This window comes from Butyrivibrio sp. CB08, from assembly GCF_003625485.1.
In the GTDB taxonomy this organism is placed as follows: Bacteria; Bacillota; Clostridia; order Lachnospirales; family Lachnospiraceae; genus Butyrivibrio.
Map to the genome: position 1 here is coordinate 531,866 of NZ_RAIR01000002.1, position 18,779 is coordinate 550,644.

Below are 18,779 nucleotides of genomic sequence, written 5' to 3' on the forward strand. Positions count from 1 at the left end.
ACAACCTCCTACAACAGTCCGTCTTCGCCAAGCTTCTTGGCTATCCTGTCAGATATAAGAACAAGTGCAACTCCGATTACTGACTGGAAAAGACCTACCGCAGTAGCCATACTGAACTTGTTATTGCCGATACCTTTGTTGTAGATATAAACAGCAAGCTGATACTGGAACTCTTTAACCTGTGTATTTCCAAGAGATGTAAGTCTCTCGAGGTTACTGCCCATTACACGTCCCAGGTTCATAATAAGAAGCGTTACGATGGTGCTCCTGATACCCGGAAGTGTGATGTGGATCATTCTCTGCCAGCGGTTGGCGCCGTCGATCATTGCCGCCTCATACTGCTCGCCGCTGATACCTGTTATGGCTGCCAGGTACAGGATCGTGCCCCATCCCATGGACTGCCAGACGCCTATCAGAAGATATGTTATCGCCCAGTGCCATTTCTCATTAAGGAAAGGTATTCCTTCCTGGATCCATCCAAAGTTCATCATTGCTATGTTTACAAGTCCGCTTGTGGGCTTGAACATTGTCAGAGCCACGCTACCGATGATGGCCCATGACAGGAAGTGTGGAAGATACAGGATCGTCTGTGATACCTTCTTGAACTTCTGATATCTGAGCTCGTTGAGGATCAGTGCCAGGATGATGGGCATTGGGAATCCAACAAAGAGATCAAGAACATTAAATACGATGGAGTTCCTAAGAGCCCTTGAGAAGTCCGCATCCTTAAATACCTTGCGGAATGTTGCCCATCCAACCCATTTACTGCCTGCATAACCCTTGGCAGGTTTATAATCCATAAAGGCCATTCGAAGACCTGGATAAGCACCGAAGCTAAATATAATTACAAGAATAAGTGGAATAAGGAGAAGAAGATACAGCTGCCAGTCTCTCTTAAGACTCTGCTTCCAACCTGATGATGTGGAAACAGCAGCTCCCCCTTTACTGCTTGCCTTTCTCATACAAATTACCTCTTCCTTTCATAGCATCATACTAAAATAATTTAGATTGGTTATCTATTCACTTAGTCAAAAAAACTTTGCATAATCAACCATTTATTTTCGACCAAAATATGCACTATGTTAGTTTCACCAAAAACTGTATGGGTGTTTTTAGTAATTTCGCACAAATAATCATGTTCGATTTTGCGCAAAATTAAAGAGCCGGTCGGTTTATCCGGCTCTTTATCGTTTTTCATGTTTCGCAAGTATCTCAAAACCCGCTTATTTCCTGCTCTCCGTGAGTTTCTCCGCCTGAGTCCAGCCTGTGTATTTCATAATGGAAGCATTGTCGATCTTGGTCATCTTGCGCCTGAAATCACTGGGCTGAGAGCCCATCTTCTCTGCAAAATGCCTGTTATAGCTGGATACAGACCGAAATCCCACCTGCTCAGAAACAGACAATATGGAGTCCTCCGTAGTCCTAAGAAGTATGCAGGACTGCAGTATTCTCGTGGTGTTGAGGTAGTCCAGAGGGCTCGTGTTCATGATCTCATGGAAGATCCTTCTAAAGTGAGTCTGGCTCAAATGACACATGTCAGCCAGGTCTTCTATAGAGAAGTCCTGCATGTAATTCTCTCTTATGAAATCCAGCGCAGGCGTGATAACAATGGCGTTTTCATGGGATTCCTTTTTCTCCAGCATCTCCTGTCTCTGGCCTGCATAGATCCTCATAAGTTTCATGAAAAGAGCTAAAAACAGCCCCTTTACTGATATCTGATAATTCATATCCTTATTTTTCATCTCTTCAAGGATCTGTTCTATTAATAAGTAGATTTCCTTGTAGGAAGCCTTGTCGAGCACCAGCTGCAGGTTCTGGGTCATGTCGCTGAAGATGTCGCTATATGGAGAAGATCCATCAAACACGCCCTTGAAGAGCTCTTCAGGATTGACGAAGATGTAGGACCAGAGGCTACTCTGGCCTTTGGCTGAATAGGTTGTATGAGGGACATTCCTCGAAACAAAGGTCACATCCCCAGCCCTAAAGGGAACCACTTCGCTTCCAAACTCCATAAATCCGCCCTCTTTGTGGCAGATGCCTATCTCCAGGCAGTTGTGGAAATGGAGTTTTCCTGACTTTACATCAGATATGTACCACTCTTCTCCAGTTAAAACCAACACTGGAAAATGCAGCGGAAGCTCATAATTCCTGTATTCTATCATTGTTTTCTTAGGCTTAGACATACTCTTTTCCTCTATAAAAACATATATCAGTTAACCGTAAAATTTCATCCAAGGAATATATTAACATCAAATAGTTGAAATTGCACAGTTTTTTAATCTACTTGATTAGACTTTTCGACCATATAAAAATATAATTTGGTCAAAATACCATAGTTATGCCTGAAAGGAATGTTTTATGGCAAATCTGACTTATGACAAAAAAGAGATCGAGAGCGTTATCGACAGGATCGTAAAGCGCACCATGCGTATGGACCTGACCTGGGACTGGCCAGGAGGAGTTGCGTACTACGGAGTCTGCGAGGCCTATAACGCTACTGGTAATAAGGAATATATAGAGCTCTTAAAAGAGCGTATCGATGAATACATAGAGCTTGGCCTCCCATCATGGACAGTAAATACCTGCGCCATGGGCCATGCGATGCTGTCCCTCTACGAATATTCAGGGGATGAGAAGTATCTGGATATCGCAAAGAGCAAAATCGACTACATAGAAAAAGAAGCGCTAAGATTCGGTGACCACGTACTTCAGCACACAGTTTCAGTCAATAACGACTTCCCGGAGCAGTGCTGGGCAGACACTCTTTTCATGGCTGCCTTCTTCCTCTTAAGGGCTGGCGTTCTTCTTAAGGACGAGGCACTTATTGACGATGCGCTGAATCAGTACTACTGGCACATCAAGTATCTTCAGGACCCTGCAACAGGTCTTTTCTATCACGGATACAACAATATCACCAAGGACCACATGTCCGGATTCTTCTGGGGAAGAGCCAATGCCTGGGCAGCCTACACCATGTCCGAGGTTGGAAGGATACTTCCTGAGTGCTATCTGTATCCTAAGTTCCTTGATATCGTAGGTTCTCTCAACGAGCAGCTGGCATCGATCAAGCTCCTTCAGACTGAGGACGGACTCTTTAGGACAATCCTTGATGATCCAGAATCTTACGAAGAGATCTCTGCTTCCTGCGGTATCGCAGCAGCAATGATCAACAAGGGAAATCCTCTCCACATCAAGTACATCAACAAGGCTACCAAGGGGCTTCTTAAAAACGTATCAGAGGACGGCAGAGTTTTAAACGTATCTGGTGGAACTGCTGTCATGAAGGACAGAGAAGGTTATCGCGGAATCTCAAGAGACTGGATCCAGGGCTGGGGACAGGGACTTGCACTTGCATACTTCTCCAAGCTTTTAAATTACGACAAGATCAGGAGCGACGGCGCTCTATAAAATAATGTTTCGGGGGAAACAACAATGGCAAACAACATACCTCACAAAAAAGGGAGCTTCACTCTTCCAGGGGAAGCGGGTTTTGAAAAACTCACCCTGGAGCTTGCAGATAAATGGGGAGCAGACGTCATAAGGGACAGCGACGGAACTGTGCTGTCTGACGAGATCACAAACTCAGACTACGACATATATTCAACCATCTGTATCATCAGAGATCATAACGAGTGGGCAAAAAAGAACCAGGACAAGCTTCAGCAGTCATTCCTCATGACTCAGCCCAAGGTTGCCAGGGACTCTTTTCTGACCTTCCATCTTATGGACGACTTCTTCGACCAGCAGTTTGCCATCAACGACTCCGCCGAATCCATGAAGTACTGGCAGGTTTTTGACAGGACCACTGGCAGAGAAGTTAAGAGCAGCTTCTGGACCTATGAGAAGGAAGCTCAGAACGTCATCATAAGCAATGCCATTCCCTTCCACAGATATACTGTAAGCTTCCTTGCCTACAGGATCTGGGAAGAGATCTCAATGTACAATCACACCACCAACAACTGGAATAAAGAGCATCTTATGCAGATCGATCCCATCTATCCTGAGACTCAGGAGTACCTTCTTGAGTGGCTCAGAAACTGGTGTGAGACTCACCCTGCTACTAATGTTGTGCGCTTTACTTCCATGTTCTATAACTTCGTATGGATGTGGGGAAGCAGTGTCCGTAACCGCTATCTCTTCACTGACTGGGGTTCCTACGACTTCACAGTAAGCCCTAAGATGCTGGACCTCTTTGCAGAAAAGTACGGCTACAAGCTCTGCGCTGAGGATTTCATCAACAAGGGAACCTTCCACGTTACCCACACCCCGCCCATCAAGACCCAGAAGGACTACATGGACCACGTTAATCAGTTCGTAGTTTCTTTTGGAAAAAAGCTTGTGGACATCGTTCACAGCTATGGCAAAAAAGCTTACGTTTTCTATGACGACAGCTGGGTTGGCGTTGAACCATACGGAGAGAGATTTAAGGAATTCGGCTTTGACGGCCTTATAAAATGTGTGTTCTCTGGCTATGAGGTGAGACTGTGTGCAGGAGCTGATGCGCCTGTTCATGAGCTGAGATTCCACCCATATCTGTTCCCTGTGGGACTAGGCGGACTTCCAACCTTCAAGGCTGGCGGCGATCCCACAAGGGATGCCAGAAAGTACTGGGTACAGACAAGACGCGCAATGCTTCGCGCCAAGATAGACAGGATCGGCCTTGGCGGATACCTTCACCTGGTAGAGGACTTCCCTGATTTCGTGGACTACATCACCCAGATCTCCGATGAGTTCAGAGCAATCAAGGATCTCCACGAGGAAGGCGCACCTACTGTTCTGCCAATTAAGGTAGCTGTGCTTCACGCCTGGGGCAAGCTCAGGAGCTGGACCTTAAGCGGACACTTCCACGAGACCTACATGTATGACCTCATCCACGTAAACGAGGCCCTCTCAGGACTTCCAGTGGATGTTGACTATATCTCTTTTGACGATGTTAAAAAAGGTGCTCTCCAGCACTACGACGTTGTGATAAACGCAGGCTCCAAGGGCACTGCATGGAGCGGCGGAGATGCATGGAATGATCCTTCCATTGAAGAGCTGATCACCTCCTGGGTTCTTGCAGGCGGCACATTTATTGGCGTCAATGAGCCTTCCGCTGTAGACTGCTACGACACAGCCTTCAGAATGTCCTCTGTTCTTGGAGTTGATAAAGATACTCCTGCAAGGGCATGCCATGGCAAGTGGTCCTTCGAAAAGACTGTGATAGACGGTCTTATTCCAGAAGGCAGCTATGTTCCATCAAGATGCAAGATACACCTTACTGATGGCAAGGCAAAGGTCCTTCTTTCAGAAAAGGAAGAGCCACTTCTTACAGTCAACGAGTTTGGAAAGGGCAAGGGTATTTACCTGTCGACCTTCGAGACCAGCGACAAGAACAACAGGCTCCTACTTAACCTTCTTCTCTACGCCAAGGGACTGCCTCTTAATAGCAATTACATCACAGACAACCCTCTGGTTGAATGTGCATATTTTGAAAAGAGCGGAAAGATGGTGGTTATCAACAACGCTTCAACACCACAGGCTGCCACCATCGCTGCAAAAAAAGGCTCTGTTGCCATCAGGGATCTGGAGCCATTTGAAACAAGGATCGTCGACATCTAATGTTTAAGAAAACAATCAAGATAACTGGTTCATACCAGGAAAACCTATATACAGATGCAGAAGGCTGTGGCTTTTGGGAGCCGGAAATGGCACAGGTCACATCAATCACAGATCATGAAAGAGCCTTAAAGAGCGGAGGCTGGATAAAAAGAGATCTCCTTGAACAGGTAGATACTACAGGACGTGAAGTTATCATATATCGCATAGCTGTCCCGGAACCAGGTACCTACTCTGTGGACCTTAGGATCGATGTTACAAACCACGACATCGAGAACATGACAGTGTTCACATCAAGGCGCAACATGCTTGATAACAAAGTCAATATCAAGGCGGGAAAGAGCTATCAGCGCTCCTTTGGAGTTAACGTAACTCCCTACATCCCTGCCCTTTCAAGCAAGCCCGTTGAGGACCTTGCGATCTACGTCAGCTTTACAGGATCTGGCGTAAGCAAAGAAGCCTTTGATGGAGCCTGTATCTCTTTTGAAATAATAGGAAGCAGAAAGGATCTGCCAGTCATCTGGGTTGGAGGCGATTCAACCGTAACTGACCAGCACACAGGATTTCCTTATTATCCATACGGCTCCTGCTGCGGATGGGCACAGACCCTCACCAGATTTATCACAGGGGCTGCTGTCTGCAACCTTGCCCACTCAGGACTTACCACCAACTGTTTCAGGGACGATGACCACTACGCCATCATGCTTAAGCGCATTCTCCCTGGAGATGTGGTTATCCTGCAGTTTGGTCACAACGACCAGAAGCGCAGGAACTTAAAGCCCTTCGAGGGTTACACCGACAACTTAAAGCGCTATGTTCGCGAGATCAAGGAGATGGGGGCTGAAGTCATCCTCTGCTCTCCTATCAGCCGCATTCCTCTAAGGGATGAAAACGGCCATAACTACTCGCTTTTAAAGGATTACAGGGACGCAGTCTGGGAGCTTTCCCATGACCTCGACGTCACATTTGTTGACCTCCACGATCTGACCTTTGATAAGTGGATCGTGCTAGGGCCCTACGCAAGAGACTACTTTATTCCTGGTGATGTCACACACACCAACGAGTTTGGCGGCGTCCTTATCGCCAACTTCTTTATGGAAGAGCTCAGGAAAAGAGGTTCTTCAAATCCTCTTGCAGACTACGACAACGGACTTAAGCCAGAGTTCTGGCCTGGAGACAGCGACATAAGGCTCCTTCCAAAGGAAGAACCGGAGCCTGATATCTTTTCCATAGATATGCCCTACGTGGACATCAAAGATTATCCAGCCATGGACGAACTTAAAGAGGCCTTCCACGCCTGTCTTATGGACCCATGCGTAATGTATCTTCATCCTTACGCAGTTATGCCAAGGGCGCAGCTACTAATGACGCTGTTCAAGGCCCTTAGGATAACAGGCAAACGCCCATATTCAGGCAGGTTTGAGGATATAAGCTTTTCCGAATGGGATGCAGGATACATGGATGTTTTGTGGGATGAGAATCTCATCGACCCTGATACTATCCACTCCGAGGGGGACAAGCTCTTTTTCAGACCTGATGCCCCACTTACCTACGACGAGCTTGACAGCATCCTCGTGAGATTCCTTGAGAAGGATCCAGGCAAAAGAGATATCCCTATGAAAAAGTGTCGCAAGATGGCAAAGGAACTTGGCATCGACAAGAGAGTTCCAAAGCCTGAGGATCCCATCATTGAAAGGTACCCTGTTGCTGAGAGCAGCTACATTACAAGAGCAGAAGTGTACATTTACTTAAAGAGATTCATTGATATCGCAAAGGATATCAAAGAGAGGAACATTACCTTTGAAGCATGAATTTCTGATCGATTATAGATCCACTGATACTGAGGCTGTGGTTTTCTGGGATCTTCCAGAAACTGCCACTAAAAACTCCGCTTACAAAATCTATTTAGACGGCAAAGAAGCTGGCGTTGCAGACAGGACTCACTTTTCTTTTTCTGGGCTTCCTCCCTGTACAGCTCACAAAGTTGAGATTGAAATGCTTGACTCTCCTTCCGGATCTGGGGACAGGAAGGCCACCAGCCTTGGCATAATAACAGTAAACACCGGGGCTACTAAGAGAGCTCTGGACATTACCAAGGCGCCTTATAATGCAGTTGGGGATGGCAAGACCCTGTGCACTAAGGCTATCCAGAAGGCGCTTGATGACTGCGATGCAAAGTCCTATGTTTACATTCCTTCTGGAACTTTTTTAACCGGTGCCCTTAACATGCACTCAGACAGCGAACTCTATGTTGATGAGGGCGGTCTCCTTCAGGGAACAAAAGATCCCGATGACTACCTGCCTATGATAAAGAGCCGCTTTGAGGGATATGAACGTGAGTGTTTCAGAAGCCTTATCAATATGGGCGAGCTTGATCATGACGCTGACTACAACTGCCGCAATGTTGTGATACGCGGAAAAGGCAGCATCATGGGTGGCGGCTGGGAGCTTGCAAAGGCCATTGCCAAAAGAGAAGCTGTCCGCCTTAAGGATTTCATCGAATCCCTGGGCGATAGAATAAAAGAATATGAAAAGCCTGAAACAATAGCCCACAGGGCAAGAGGCAGGCTTATAAATATGAGCAACTGTCAGAACATCTGGATACACGGCCTTACCCTTGGTTTTGGTGCATCCTGGAATCTTCACTTTGTGTACTCTGACAACGTTGTAACTGACCACTGCACAATAAGGTCAGAGGGCGTGTGGAATGGCGATGGATGGGATCCTGATTCATCCACAAACTCCACCCTGTTTGCCTGCGATTTCTATACTGAGGACGATTCTGTTGCCATCAAGTCAGGCAAGAATCCTGAGGGAAATATTATCGGAAGGCCATCTAAGAACATCAGAGTCTTTGACAGCATCTGCCACTTCGGACACGGACTGTGCATCGGTTCTGAGATGTCTGGCGGCATCGAAGGCGTAAGACTCTGGGACTGCGACATGGGGCCTACCTGGTCCGGAATTGAGATAAAGGGAACCAAAAAGCGCGGAGGCTACGTTCGCGATGTTGTAGTAAGGAACATCACTGCTTCCCATGTGATGATCCACTCCGTAACCTTTAATGACGACGGAGAGGGACACCCGGTTCCACCTGTGTTTGAGGACTGCCACTTTGAGGACATGCACCTTCTTGGCAGGTTCCTTGACAACAACGCCGGCAAGAACGACTGGCACGACTGCCCTTCCATTCTGCTGTGCGGTTTCGACGAGCCAGGACACGAAGCAAGGAATATCACCTTTAAGAACATCGAGATGGAGGATCCTGCGGAAGGGTTCGACAGCATACATATGGAGCACTGCGGTGAGGGGATTGTTTTTGAGAATATGACAAGTGTTCCAAGAAGAGAACTTGGAAAATAATAAGAGCCTGGAGGATAGCCTCCAGGCTCGTTTCATTATGCTTACCTTATTTTGCTTTTGGTCTTGCTACCAGCTCGCCGCCTTCAACGTCAAACTCAATTGCGTCGTGAGGTTTTACTCTGTCCTCAAGGATGAGCTTAGCTGACAGTGTCTCGACGTACTTCTGAACAAATCTCTTAAGTGGTCTTGCGCCGTAGATCGGATCGTAGGCGTTGTCGATGATGTACTGCTGTGCAGCATCTGTGAGCTGTACGCTGATCTCTCTGTCTGAAAGTCTCTTGTTAAGGTCATCCACAATAAGGCCAACGATGTTTCCGATATTGTCCTTGGTGAGTGGCTTAAACATGATGATCTCATCGAGACGGTTCAGGAACTCAGGCCTGAAGTGAGCTCTCAGATCATCCATGGTGTTATCTTCCGCATCCTTGCTAATGGTGCCATCATCCCTGATTCCATCAAGGAGGTACTGGGCTCCGATGTTGGATGTCATGATAAGGATGGTATTCTTAAAGTCCACAGTTCTGCCCTGGGAGTCAGTAACACGGCCATCATCCAGGATCTGAAGAAGGACGTTAAATACATCAGGGTGAGCCTTCTCGATCTCATCAAAAAGAACTACCGCATATGGTTTACGTCTTACAGCCTCAGTAAGCTGTCCGCCCTCCTCATAGCCAACATATCCGGGAGGCGCTCCGATGAGTCTGGAGACGCTGAACTTCTCCATGTACTCACTCATGTCAATTCTGACCATGTTGTTCTCATCGTCAAACAGTGCCTGAGCAAGGCTCTTGGCCAGCTCTGTCTTACCAACACCAGTTGGTCCAAGGAACAGGAAGGAACCGATTGGCTTACTTGGATCCTTGATTCCTGCCTTTGATCTCATGATAGCTTCTGAGACCTTGGTGACAGCGTCTTCCTGACCAATGACTCTCTGGTGGAGTTCGTCAGCAAGATGAAGAGTTTTATTTCTCTCGCTCTCAGTGAGCTTGCTTACAGGAATTCCAGTCCATCTGCTGATGATGCCTGCAATCTCTTCGTCTGAAACCCTCTCATGGACGAGGGCAGTATCTTTTTCTCCTGCACGGACCTCTTCCTCAGCCTCTTCAAGCTGTTTCTTGAGGGCAGGGAGTTTGCCATACTGAAGCTCTCCAGCCTTCTCATAATCACCATTTCTCTGGGCAATAGCAATCTCAGAGTTAATGGTATCTATCTGTTCACGCATGGCTGCCAGTTTATCAACAGCCTGCTTCTCATTAGACCACTGGGCCTTAAGAGTGTCGAACTGCTCCTGGAGTTCAGCCAGCTCTTTTTGCAGGTTGGCAAGACGCTCTTTACTGAGGGAATCATCCTCCTTCTTAAGAGCTGCCTCCTCTATCTGCATCTGCATGATCTTACGGTTCATCTCATCAAGCTCTGCTGGCATGGAATCCATCTCAGTCTTGATAAGGGCACAGGCTTCATCCACCAGGTCGATTGCCTTATCAGGAAGGAACCTGTCGGAAATGTATCTGTTTGAAAGAACTGCTGCACTTACAAGGGCTGAGTCCATGATCTTAACGCCGTGGAATACCTCGTATCTCTCCTTAAGACCACGAAGGATACTGATGGTATCTTCAACTGTAGGCTCCTCAACCATTACTGGCTGGAAACGTCTCTCAAGGGCTGCATCCTTCTCGATATACTGCCTGTACTCATTGAGGGTTGTAGCACCGATGCAGTGAAGCTCGCCGCGGGCAAGCATGGGCTTAAGCATGTTGCCTGCATCCATTGCGCCGTCAGTCTTACCTGCGCCAACAATAAGATGAAGCTCATCTATGAAAAGAATGATCTCGCCATCGGACTCTTTTACATCCTCAAGAACAGCCTTGAGCCTCTCTTCGAACTCGCCTCTGTACTTGGCACCCGCCACAAGAGCACCCATATCAAGGGAAAAGATCTTCTTGTCCTTGAGGGCTGAAGGCACGTCGCCACTGGCAATTCGCTGGGCGAGAGCCTCTACAACCGCAGTCTTACCAACACCCGGCTCACCGATAAGGACCGGATTGTTCTTGGACTTACGGGAGAGGATACGGATGACATTACGGATCTCAGTGTCCCTTCCGATAACAGGATCAAGCTTCTGGCGCTTAGCCTTCTCAACCAGCTCAGTTCCGTATTTGTTGAGGGTATCATAGGTTGCTTCAGGGTTGTCACTTGTGACATTCCTGTTGCCGCGAACCTCAGACAGAACCTGAAGGAATCTGTTCCTGTCGATACCAAATTCCTGAAGGATATTCTTGACCTCCCTGTTTGGCTTTTTGATAACAGCCATAAACAGGTGCTCAACGGAGACATAGGAATCTCCAAGAGCCTTGGCCTCGTCCTCAGCGGAGAGAAGAGCCTTGTTAAGATCTGCTCCGATATATGGCTGACCTCCGGAAACCTTGGTGCGCTTCGCTATAGCGTCTTCAATCCTTCCTACAAAAGATCTGGCATCAACGCCCATGCGCTCCACAAGCTTGGCGATAAGGCTGTCATCAATCGTCATAAGAGCATATAAGAGATGCTCCTGCTCGATCTCCTGATTGCCATATTCAACTGCGATCTTTTCGCAGCTCTGTACTGCTTCTATAGATTTTTGGGTAAATTTCTGTATATTCATAACACATCACCTCTGTTCTAGTTTATGCATAACACAAATTAGCACTCTCGTCAATAGAGTGCTAATAATTAATCTTAAGCGGCTTAAATCCGATATTTATGCATTTTTAATTTGCTACAACCGCCCCTCGATTTTATAATTTAGTTGTGAGGGAAACGATATGACGAACAAAAATAAACTTATCGCCTTTATGGGCGGAATGATCGATGAAGAAAAGAACAGCAATTTCATTCGTGAGATGGAAGAAGGGTGTCGCGAAAATGGCTACATCATGCTTGTTTTCGGCTTTTCTGAGACATCATTCTGGAACCAGGACAGAAACAACTGCGAGATGAAGCTTATAGAGATAGCCTCTCATCTGGATCTGTCGGCTATCATCATGCAGCTTGAATTCATAAAGAACGAATACCTGATAAAAGCCATAATGTCCCTCGGTCAAAAGAAAGGCATTCCGATCATTGCCATGGAAAAAGAGACAAAGGGATGCATAAATATTTCCATGCGCTATAAAGACGGCTTTGCAGATATGGTACGACATGTGATAGATGTCCATGGCTGTCGCAAGATCAACATGGTCGCTGGGTTTGAAGGCGATCATTTCTCTGACGAGAGGATCGAAGCCTACAAACAGGTCCTTGAAGAGAAGGGCATTCCCTTCGAGGAAAAGAGACTTGGCTATGGCAATTTCTGGGACAGACCTGCAAGAGATGTGGCAAACAGATTTATCGAATCGGGCGATATTCCTGAGGCAATAGTTTGCGCCAACGACAACATGGCTATAGCAGTTACAGACGAATTGCAAAAGCATGGCTTCAGGGTTCCTGAAGATGTCATTGTTACAGGCTTTGACGGGATTAAGAAGTGTCTTTTTAAAAAGCCATCCGTTACCACCGTTGAGCCAGATTATAAGGGTGAAGCCAGAAGACTTTTGGAGATCATAAAACAAAATGAAGGTCACCCTGATTCAGAGGGCTTCTCAGATATAAGTTTCCAGTTAAAACTCAGGGATACCTGCGGATGCAGAAGGTCCCAGGATTCCTTATCACCAGATGATGTATCCGGCCTCTTTGACAGCTATGAGGATGTTAACTGGGCTGTTACCAGCATCAATGAACTGTTTGCTCAGACTGCTCATCTGGAATCCCTTAAGGATCTGCCTGGCGTCATCAAAGAGAGCATGTGGATCTGGGAGAGAGACTTCCAGTTTGGCTGTGTGTATTCAGACCTGTTAAGGCCTGAGATCCCGGACATCGGGAACAAGGAATATACCACACTGTACAGTTTCAGGAACAACGTCAGCACAAATATTGGAGAGTCCTTTGATGCAGAAGAATTTCTCCCTGATTTTGACGCTATCGTAGAGAGCAACAATATCTGCGTTATGATCGTCAAGCTCCTGCACTCAGGAAATCACATTTTTGGCTATATCGTTGAGGGAACGCCACACACCACCAACAGAGATATAAGAAGGTTTGAAGAGCTTGGAATGACTCTTTCTACAGCTATCAACAACGCCGTTGTAAACAGAGACCTTGCCAATATGCGTCAGGAGATCGAGCAGATCTCTGTGCTTGATTATCTGACTGGCATCTACAACAGAAGAGGGTTCTTTAGCGAACTAGACCGCCTTATCAATATACCTTTTAACAGAGACAGGTATCTCACCGTCTTTTCCATCGACATGGATGGGCTTAAATACATAAACGACTTTTATGGTCACGCTGAGGGCGACTTCGCCATCCAGTGCGTTGCTGGCGCCGTTCACCACATCGTCAACAGAAACGGAATCTGCGCAAGATATGGCGGCGATGAGTTTGCCTGCGCGCTGATAACTGATTATCCAATAGATCTTTCTCCTGATGTCTTTAGAAGCCGCATGGACAACGTGCTCCTTGCAAGAGAAGATATTACGGAAAAAGAGTATGTCATAACCGCCAGTGTTGGCAGCGCCTGCGCACCTATCGATCACAAGCTCAATTTGGAAAAGCTCTTGTCTGAGGCAGATGAAAAGATGTACGAAGACAAAAAGTTAAAGTCCAAAGGAAAAGTCAGAATGACCCAGTAATGAAACGAGCCTGGAGGCTATCCTCCAGGCTCTTATTTTTATAACAGCGCACATTCAACTTCCAGATTCTTATAGTCAAACTCTATCTTCTTAGCGCCCCTAAACTCTGACATCACCACCTCTTCAAGCTCCGTATCAAACTTAAGGGATGTGATCTTATCAAGGACCTGACGCTTTGGGTTGTGCTCATTGGTTCCAAGAACGAACATCTGATGAGTCTTTGCCACTTCCTTTTTTATGTGGAAAAGAAAAGTCTCATAGAGGTCAGTCCTGTCCCCCTTTGCCAGGAAAAATGAAAGGAAGGTAAAGTCAGCCCTGCTGCCCTCCTTGGGGATCCTGATGTATCCAAGTCTGGAGATCAGCGGATTTAGTACTCTCAGGGCTGCGACTCTTCCTGAGTAGCTCTGAACCACGTACTGCTTGATGTCGCTGCGGTCCCAGAGGGCTCCTGCCGCCATAATGACATCTCCGTCAGTTAAAATGTAAAAGTCTGTCACTTTTGGAAGGTCGCCGCTTCCAAAGCGCTCTATTACTGGGAAGAAGCTCTTTTCCCTGGCCTGAGATTCAAGAAACTGCAGAAGTGCCACCTCGTCGGAATCCTCTGCACGTCTGAACTTAAGGTCTTCACAGGGATTCTTAACCTTAGCTGTGGTGCTGATTATATAGGTCCTGTAGCCATCCATATCAACCGCATATGGAAGCCAGGGTCTTTTCTTTTGGAGCATTGCAAGGACACCAGTGTTCTCTTTTACCACGGAGCAATAATACACGGAGGAATCCAGCGGATCATACATCTCATTGAAAGCCTGTATCCAGTTGATATTCCCCTTGAAATCTTCCAGCTTTTTCATGTTGGTGACATAGCACACTGTCTGAGGTTTCCCGTCAATATACATCTTTCTAGGGATTCCAGCTATAGTTCCGACAATATCGTCATTCTTTTTGAACACGCCTATGACAGTTTTGTCACTCTCTAAAAGCATGGAATCTACCGGGTTTGGACGCCTTGTGTAAAAAAGCTGTATATCTCCTTTAGCTGCGTCTCCCTCCATGATCTTTAGGATTCCATCGCCATCTTCCCTTGTGGCAAAGGAAAAGTGAATACTCATTTTATAAGTTCCTCCAGATTCTCTCCCACAGGGATTCCAATCCTCTGGTCCACCTCGAAGTGGAACAGGATGTTGATGTACCAGTATGCGAAATTGATATAAAGCTTTTTGGTGCGCTTAAAGCAGGTGATACCGCGCTGGAAGATTGAGCCAAACTTAAAAAATTTCGTTTTGTACTTCCTGCAAAGGGCTCTTAGTTCCTCCGCTGTCACAAGCTTAGGGACAAAAGAGATGGTTCCAAAGGTGTAGCCTTCCTGAAGCCACCACTTGTCACAGATGAGCCTTCCCTCATCCTGAAAAGCCTTGTAGGTTGGAGTCCCTGGAAATGCCAGAAGGTGGTTGTAGGCTATTACAAAGAACTGGTGCTTTTTGGAAAACTCCAGTGTCCTTATAAAGCTCTCCTCTGTATCCTCGTCGAAGCCAAACACGAAAGATGCGTAGATACTGATCCCCGCCTTGTGGATCTTCTCAATGAGTTCATCCCTCTCACCAAGCCTTGCTGTCCACTCCTTGTTCATCTGCTTTAGGTTACCGCTGTTGATGGACTCAAAGCCAATGAGTACCATCTCGCAGCCACTCTCCTTCATAAGGCGAAGAGTCTCATCATCCCTTGCGATGTCCAGGGTTATCTGGGTAGTCCAGGTAATGTGGAGCTTTTTGATCTCTTTGAACAACTCTCTGGCAAACTCTTTATCTGAAAAGATACTGTCGTCCACCAGGAAGTAGAGCTTATGTTTGCAGGACTTCATCTCCTCAACGATGTCCTGAACATCCCTGTGGATATAGCCTGAGTTGTAGTATTTCGCGATCGAGCAGAACTCGCAGTTATGGAAACAGCCGCGGCCTGTCTCAACCAGTGAAACTGGCAGATATTTCTTTTGCTGTCTCTTATATACCGAGCGGTCGGCCTTCTTGTAATCGATGCAGGGTTTACCCTGATAGCAGGACTTAAGGCTGTTATTCTCAAGGTCCTCAATGAGCAGCTTCATGTTGTCGCCGCAGTTGTTCACCATGATGGCGTCGCAGTGCTGTGCGGCTTCATCCGGACACAGGGTCACATGGTAACCTCCCATGATAACTCTTTTCCCGCGCTTCCTGAACTGCTCAGCAATGTAGTACGCGCGCTTTGCGGTGTAGGTCTCAACTGTGATGAGGACTGCGTCGGTGTCTGTGTCGTAGTTTATGGGCTCTATGCGGTCGTCAAAGAACTCCCTGTCCACTTCCTTTGGGATCAGTGAGCTGATGACTGCTATGGTGAGCGGCTCCATGAGCCAGGATTTAAGGTATTTCTCGCCGGGCTTTTTACCTATCGCCGGCAGGATCAGGGTTACCTTCATTTCGTTTCTCCTCTTCATCTTTCTCCTGGCAGCCAAAGGTCATGCCCTGTTTCTCGTAGACCTCACGGCGGAACACAGGATTGTAGATAAGGTATGTAAAAAAGCGGACTGGATTTCGCAGGTTCGTTCTGGGCTCAAAGAGGCGGTACAGGACTGATCCAAGACTGTTGAAATCGCGCCTGCAGTTAAAGCCTGCCTCCGAGAGTTCATCCGCTGTCATATTCTTAGGGATAAAGGCGGCGTAGTTAAACCGGTACTGCTCGTGAACCCACCATTTGCCATCGTAAAGAAGTCTTCCCTGGGCTTTGAGCTCGTCATAGAGCGGTGTTCCGGGGTATGGCATCAGGACGTTGTATGCAGCAAAGGTGAACTTGTTTCTCCTTGCAAACTCGTAAGTAGCCCTGATGGACTCTAAGGTATCAGTGTCATGGCCGATGGTGAAGGCTGCCCAGGTCTGAAGGCCGTAGTGACGGAGCTTCTCGATGGCTTCCTTATAATTGTCATTTACGAACTTCTTGTTTACACCCTTCTTCATGTTGTCGATGCTCTCAGGCTTTATGGATTCAAAGCCAATGACAAGGCCAAGGCATCCGCTCTTTACCATGAGCTTCATGAGCTCTTCATCGTCCAGCATGTCGATGCTGCCCTGACTCACCCACCATATCTTAAGTGGAATGAGGGCTCGAAACAGCTCTTTTGCCTTCTCCTTGTTGGCTACAATGTTGTCGTCAACAAAGAACAGGAGCTTTCTCTTCTGGTGTTTGATCTCATCTATAACTTCGTCAACATCCCTGGTGTAGTGGTGCTGCTCGAAGTATACGCTGCTGGCGCAGTACTTGCAGTTAAAGCGGCAGCCCCTTGAGAACTGCAGAAGGGTTATTGGCATGTACTTCTTGCCTTCAAAAATGTCGCGCCTAGTCTTTATGCCCTTTTGAGGGATGGCAACACTCTCGCAGATATACTCTGGCTTAAGAGCACCGACCCTTAAGTCCTCTATCATGTCTGCCCACTTGCTCTCCGCATCACCTATCATTATGGAGTCTGCGTGTTCCTTAACTTCCTCCGGAAGGAGTTTTACGTGGATGCCTCCCATCAGAACCTTTACGCCTCGGTTTCTGTACTCGTCTGCGATCTCGTAGGACCTTCTTGCAGTGAAGGTTTCGACGGTTATTGCCACCAGGTCCGTGGGCTCGCTGTATGGTATGGGCTCAAGTCTGTCGTCGTACATGACAACTTCTATATCAGGAGGGGTGAGGCCTGCAAGGATGCCAAGCTGAAGTGGCTCCATGCTGGCATTGTCTACGTAGAGGCTGTGCTCCCGCCTTCCAATGTTTGGTTTTATTAGGGTTATCTTCATAGTTCTTTTCCCTGTTTTCTATGTATTTCACTTCTGGAGATAAGATTGATCAAAAGAAATACCGCTATGTTAAGGAGCGATGAATGATTGACCTTCTCTCTTATCAGGCGCTTAAAGATAGTCCTGTAGGTGTTAAAGCTGTATCTGGCATTCCTGCAGCCATCGCGAAGTTCCTCTATGGTCATGGACTTTGGATAGTACATGGCATCTCCGTATCTGTAGTCGGGGTCAAGCCACCACTTCTCAAATCTCATGCGACCATCAGCGTTCATGCGGTCAAACAGAGGCGTTCCAGGAAGGATCATAAGAGGATTGAAGTTGGATATAGCCAGGTTGTTCTTAACTGCAAACTCGTAGGTCTCCCTGATGGAATCTGCAGTGTCGTAGTCATAGCCAAGGACAAACATGCCATAGATCATGATGCCATGGCGGTAGATGTTGCGGATGGCGTCCTCAAAGCGGACCTTCATGTTGGCACTCTTCTTCATCAGCGTCAGGTTATCTGCGTTCAGCGACTCAAATCCAATGAGCACCATGAAGCACCCTGAGTCTTTCATGAGATCAAGGAGCTCATCTCTGAAGGCAATCTCAAGACTTATCTGACATGCCCACTTTTTCTTTAAAGGCTTTATCGCGGCGAACAGCTTTTTTGCGCTCTCTTCGTCGAGGAAGAGATTGTCATCTATGAAAAAGAGGAGCTTTTCTTTGCTCTCGCTTATTTCGCGGACCACATCGTCAATGGCTTTCTGCCGCACTCCGCCTGGATAGAGGCTCTTGATGGAGCAGAAGTCACACTTAAACTTACAGCCCCTTGAAGCCTGTACCATGGCAAGGGGAAGATATTTTTTACCTGCATAGCAGTCACTGTTTGGATCTATATATGTCATGGTGCAGGAATTCTGCGCTTCATAGATGCGCTTTGTGATCTTAAGACCACTCTTTTCAATGTCTGAGATAAGCTCTCCCCAGGTCTCCTCAGCATCTCCCTTCATGACAATATCTGCGTGTTCAAGGGCTTCATCAGGAAGAGCTGTAGGGTGGAATCCACCCATGACGATCAGGTTGTTATCTCTTTTATATTTCTGCGCCAGCTCGTAGGCGTGCCTTGCTGCGAAGGTCTCAACAGAAAATGCGATCACATCAGCATCAAGCGTATCTGGCAGATTCTCTATTCTCTCATCGTAAAAAACTATATCATGTCTATCCGGAGTAAGGCTCTTTATCACAGCAAAAACAAGGGGCTTAAGCGCATCCTTCCCCTTGCTGTACATCATATTTACTTTTATAAAAACTATCTTCACCTGCTGCC

At 46.9% G+C, this 18,779-nt stretch carries 12 protein-coding genes; 5 read left to right on the top strand and 7 right to left on the bottom strand.

All coding sequences use genetic code 11. The features are described from left to right. Window positions 1–8 precede the first annotated feature (8 nt). Both D6855_RS05915 and D6855_RS05920 read right to left on the bottom strand, forming a co-directional pair. Complete coding sequence (locus tag D6855_RS05915) at window positions 9–962, bottom strand: ABC transporter permease (protein ID WP_120739015.1); 954 nt, start codon at window positions 960–962, stop codon at window positions 9–11. Between the two features lie 261 nt (window positions 963–1,223). Next, window positions 1,224–2,183: an AraC family transcriptional regulator gene (locus D6855_RS05920; RefSeq protein WP_120739017.1), complete on the bottom strand. Its 960-nt coding sequence runs from the start codon at window positions 2,181–2,183 to the stop codon at window positions 1,224–1,226. Between the two features lie 175 nt (window positions 2,184–2,358). Here D6855_RS05920 and D6855_RS05925 point away from each other — a divergent pair, with 175 nt between their 5' ends. Genes D6855_RS05925 through D6855_RS05940 form a run of 4 tightly spaced genes read left to right on the top strand, consistent with a single transcriptional unit; the run spans window position 2,359 to window position 8,961 of the window. Further along, window positions 2,359–3,408, top strand: coding sequence for a glycoside hydrolase family 88/105 protein (locus D6855_RS05925; RefSeq protein WP_120739019.1), 1,050 nt, complete (start codon window positions 2,359–2,361; stop codon window positions 3,406–3,408). Window positions 3,409–3,432: 24 nt separating this feature from the next. Then, window positions 3,433–5,601, top strand: coding sequence for a 1,3-beta-galactosyl-N-acetylhexosamine phosphorylase (gene gnpA / locus D6855_RS05930; RefSeq protein ID WP_120739021.1), 2,169 nt, complete (start codon window positions 3,433–3,435; stop codon window positions 5,599–5,601). Then, window positions 5,601–7,409, top strand: coding sequence for a GDSL-type esterase/lipase family protein (locus D6855_RS05935; RefSeq protein ID WP_120739023.1), 1,809 nt, complete (start codon window positions 5,601–5,603; stop codon window positions 7,407–7,409). The genes gnpA and D6855_RS05935 overlap by 1 nt, the downstream gene beginning before the upstream one ends. Continuing rightward, window positions 7,399–8,961, top strand: coding sequence for a glycoside hydrolase family 28 protein (locus D6855_RS05940; RefSeq protein ID WP_120739025.1), 1,563 nt, complete (start codon window positions 7,399–7,401; stop codon window positions 8,959–8,961). The genes D6855_RS05935 and D6855_RS05940 overlap by 11 nt, the downstream gene beginning before the upstream one ends. Window positions 8,962–9,007: 46 nt before the next feature. Here D6855_RS05940 and clpB read toward each other — a convergent pair whose 3' ends face one another. Beyond that, entirely contained in the window at window positions 9,008–11,602 is a 2,595-nt protein-coding gene (gene clpB, locus D6855_RS05945) for an ATP-dependent chaperone ClpB (RefSeq protein WP_120739027.1), read from the bottom strand. A 160-nt stretch (window positions 11,603–11,762) separates the two neighbouring features. Between clpB and D6855_RS05950 the strand changes: the two genes are divergently transcribed. Then, on the top strand, window positions 11,763–13,667 hold the full coding sequence (locus tag D6855_RS05950; protein WP_120739029.1) for a diguanylate cyclase: 1,905 nt from the start codon (window positions 11,763–11,765) through the stop codon (window positions 13,665–13,667). Between the two features lie 38 nt (window positions 13,668–13,705). Here D6855_RS05950 and D6855_RS05955 read toward each other — a convergent pair whose 3' ends face one another. Genes D6855_RS05955 through D6855_RS05970 form a run of 4 tightly spaced genes read right to left on the bottom strand, consistent with a single transcriptional unit; the run spans window position 13,706 to window position 18,771 of the window. Continuing rightward, window positions 13,706–14,776 (bottom strand): hypothetical protein, encoded by a 1,071-nt coding sequence (locus D6855_RS05955; RefSeq protein ID WP_120739031.1) that lies wholly within the window; start codon window positions 14,774–14,776, stop codon window positions 13,706–13,708. Beyond that, the gene (locus tag D6855_RS05960) at window positions 14,773–16,113 is read right to left on the bottom strand and encodes a B12-binding domain-containing radical SAM protein (RefSeq protein ID WP_158589479.1); all 1,341 of its coding nucleotides are present in this window, start codon (window positions 16,111–16,113) and stop codon (window positions 14,773–14,775) included. The genes D6855_RS05955 and D6855_RS05960 overlap by 4 nt, the downstream gene beginning before the upstream one ends. Then, entirely contained in the window at window positions 16,079–17,470 is a 1,392-nt protein-coding gene (locus D6855_RS05965) for a B12-binding domain-containing radical SAM protein (RefSeq protein WP_120739035.1), read from the bottom strand. Before D6855_RS05965 ends, D6855_RS05960 begins: the two co-directional genes overlap by 35 nt. Further along, window positions 17,467–18,771, bottom strand: coding sequence for a B12-binding domain-containing radical SAM protein (locus tag D6855_RS05970; RefSeq protein WP_120739037.1), 1,305 nt, complete (start codon window positions 18,769–18,771; stop codon window positions 17,467–17,469). The genes D6855_RS05965 and D6855_RS05970 overlap by 4 nt, the downstream gene beginning before the upstream one ends. Window positions 18,772–18,779 lie beyond the last annotated feature (8 nt).

Excerpts from the sequence above, each read along its gene's own strand:
- D6855_RS05915 (WP_120739015.1), bottom strand. The coding sequence starts at position 962 with ATGAGAAAGGCAAGCAGTAAAGGGGGAGCTGCTGTTTCCACATCATCA.
- D6855_RS05920 (WP_120739017.1), bottom strand. The coding sequence starts at position 2,183 with ATGTCTAAGCCTAAGAAAACAATGATAGAATACAGGAATTATGAGCTT.
- D6855_RS05925 (WP_120739019.1), top strand. The coding sequence starts at position 2,359 with ATGGCAAATCTGACTTATGACAAAAAAGAGATCGAGAGCGTTATCGAC.
- gnpA (WP_120739021.1), top strand. The coding sequence starts at position 3,433 with ATGGCAAACAACATACCTCACAAAAAAGGGAGCTTCACTCTTCCAGGG.
- D6855_RS05935 (WP_120739023.1), top strand. The coding sequence starts at position 5,601 with ATGTTTAAGAAAACAATCAAGATAACTGGTTCATACCAGGAAAACCTA.
- clpB (WP_120739027.1), bottom strand. The coding sequence starts at position 11,602 with ATGAATATACAGAAATTTACCCAAAAATCTATAGAAGCAGTACAGAGC.
- D6855_RS05950 (WP_120739029.1), top strand. The coding sequence starts at position 11,763 with ATGACGAACAAAAATAAACTTATCGCCTTTATGGGCGGAATGATCGAT.
- D6855_RS05955 (WP_120739031.1), bottom strand. The coding sequence starts at position 14,776 with ATGAGTATTCACTTTTCCTTTGCCACAAGGGAAGATGGCGATGGAATC.
- D6855_RS05960 (WP_158589479.1), bottom strand. The coding sequence starts at position 16,113 with ATGAAGGTAACCCTGATCCTGCCGGCGATAGGTAAAAAGCCCGGCGAG.
- D6855_RS05965 (WP_120739035.1), bottom strand. The coding sequence starts at position 17,470 with ATGAAGATAACCCTAATAAAACCAAACATTGGAAGGCGGGAGCACAGC.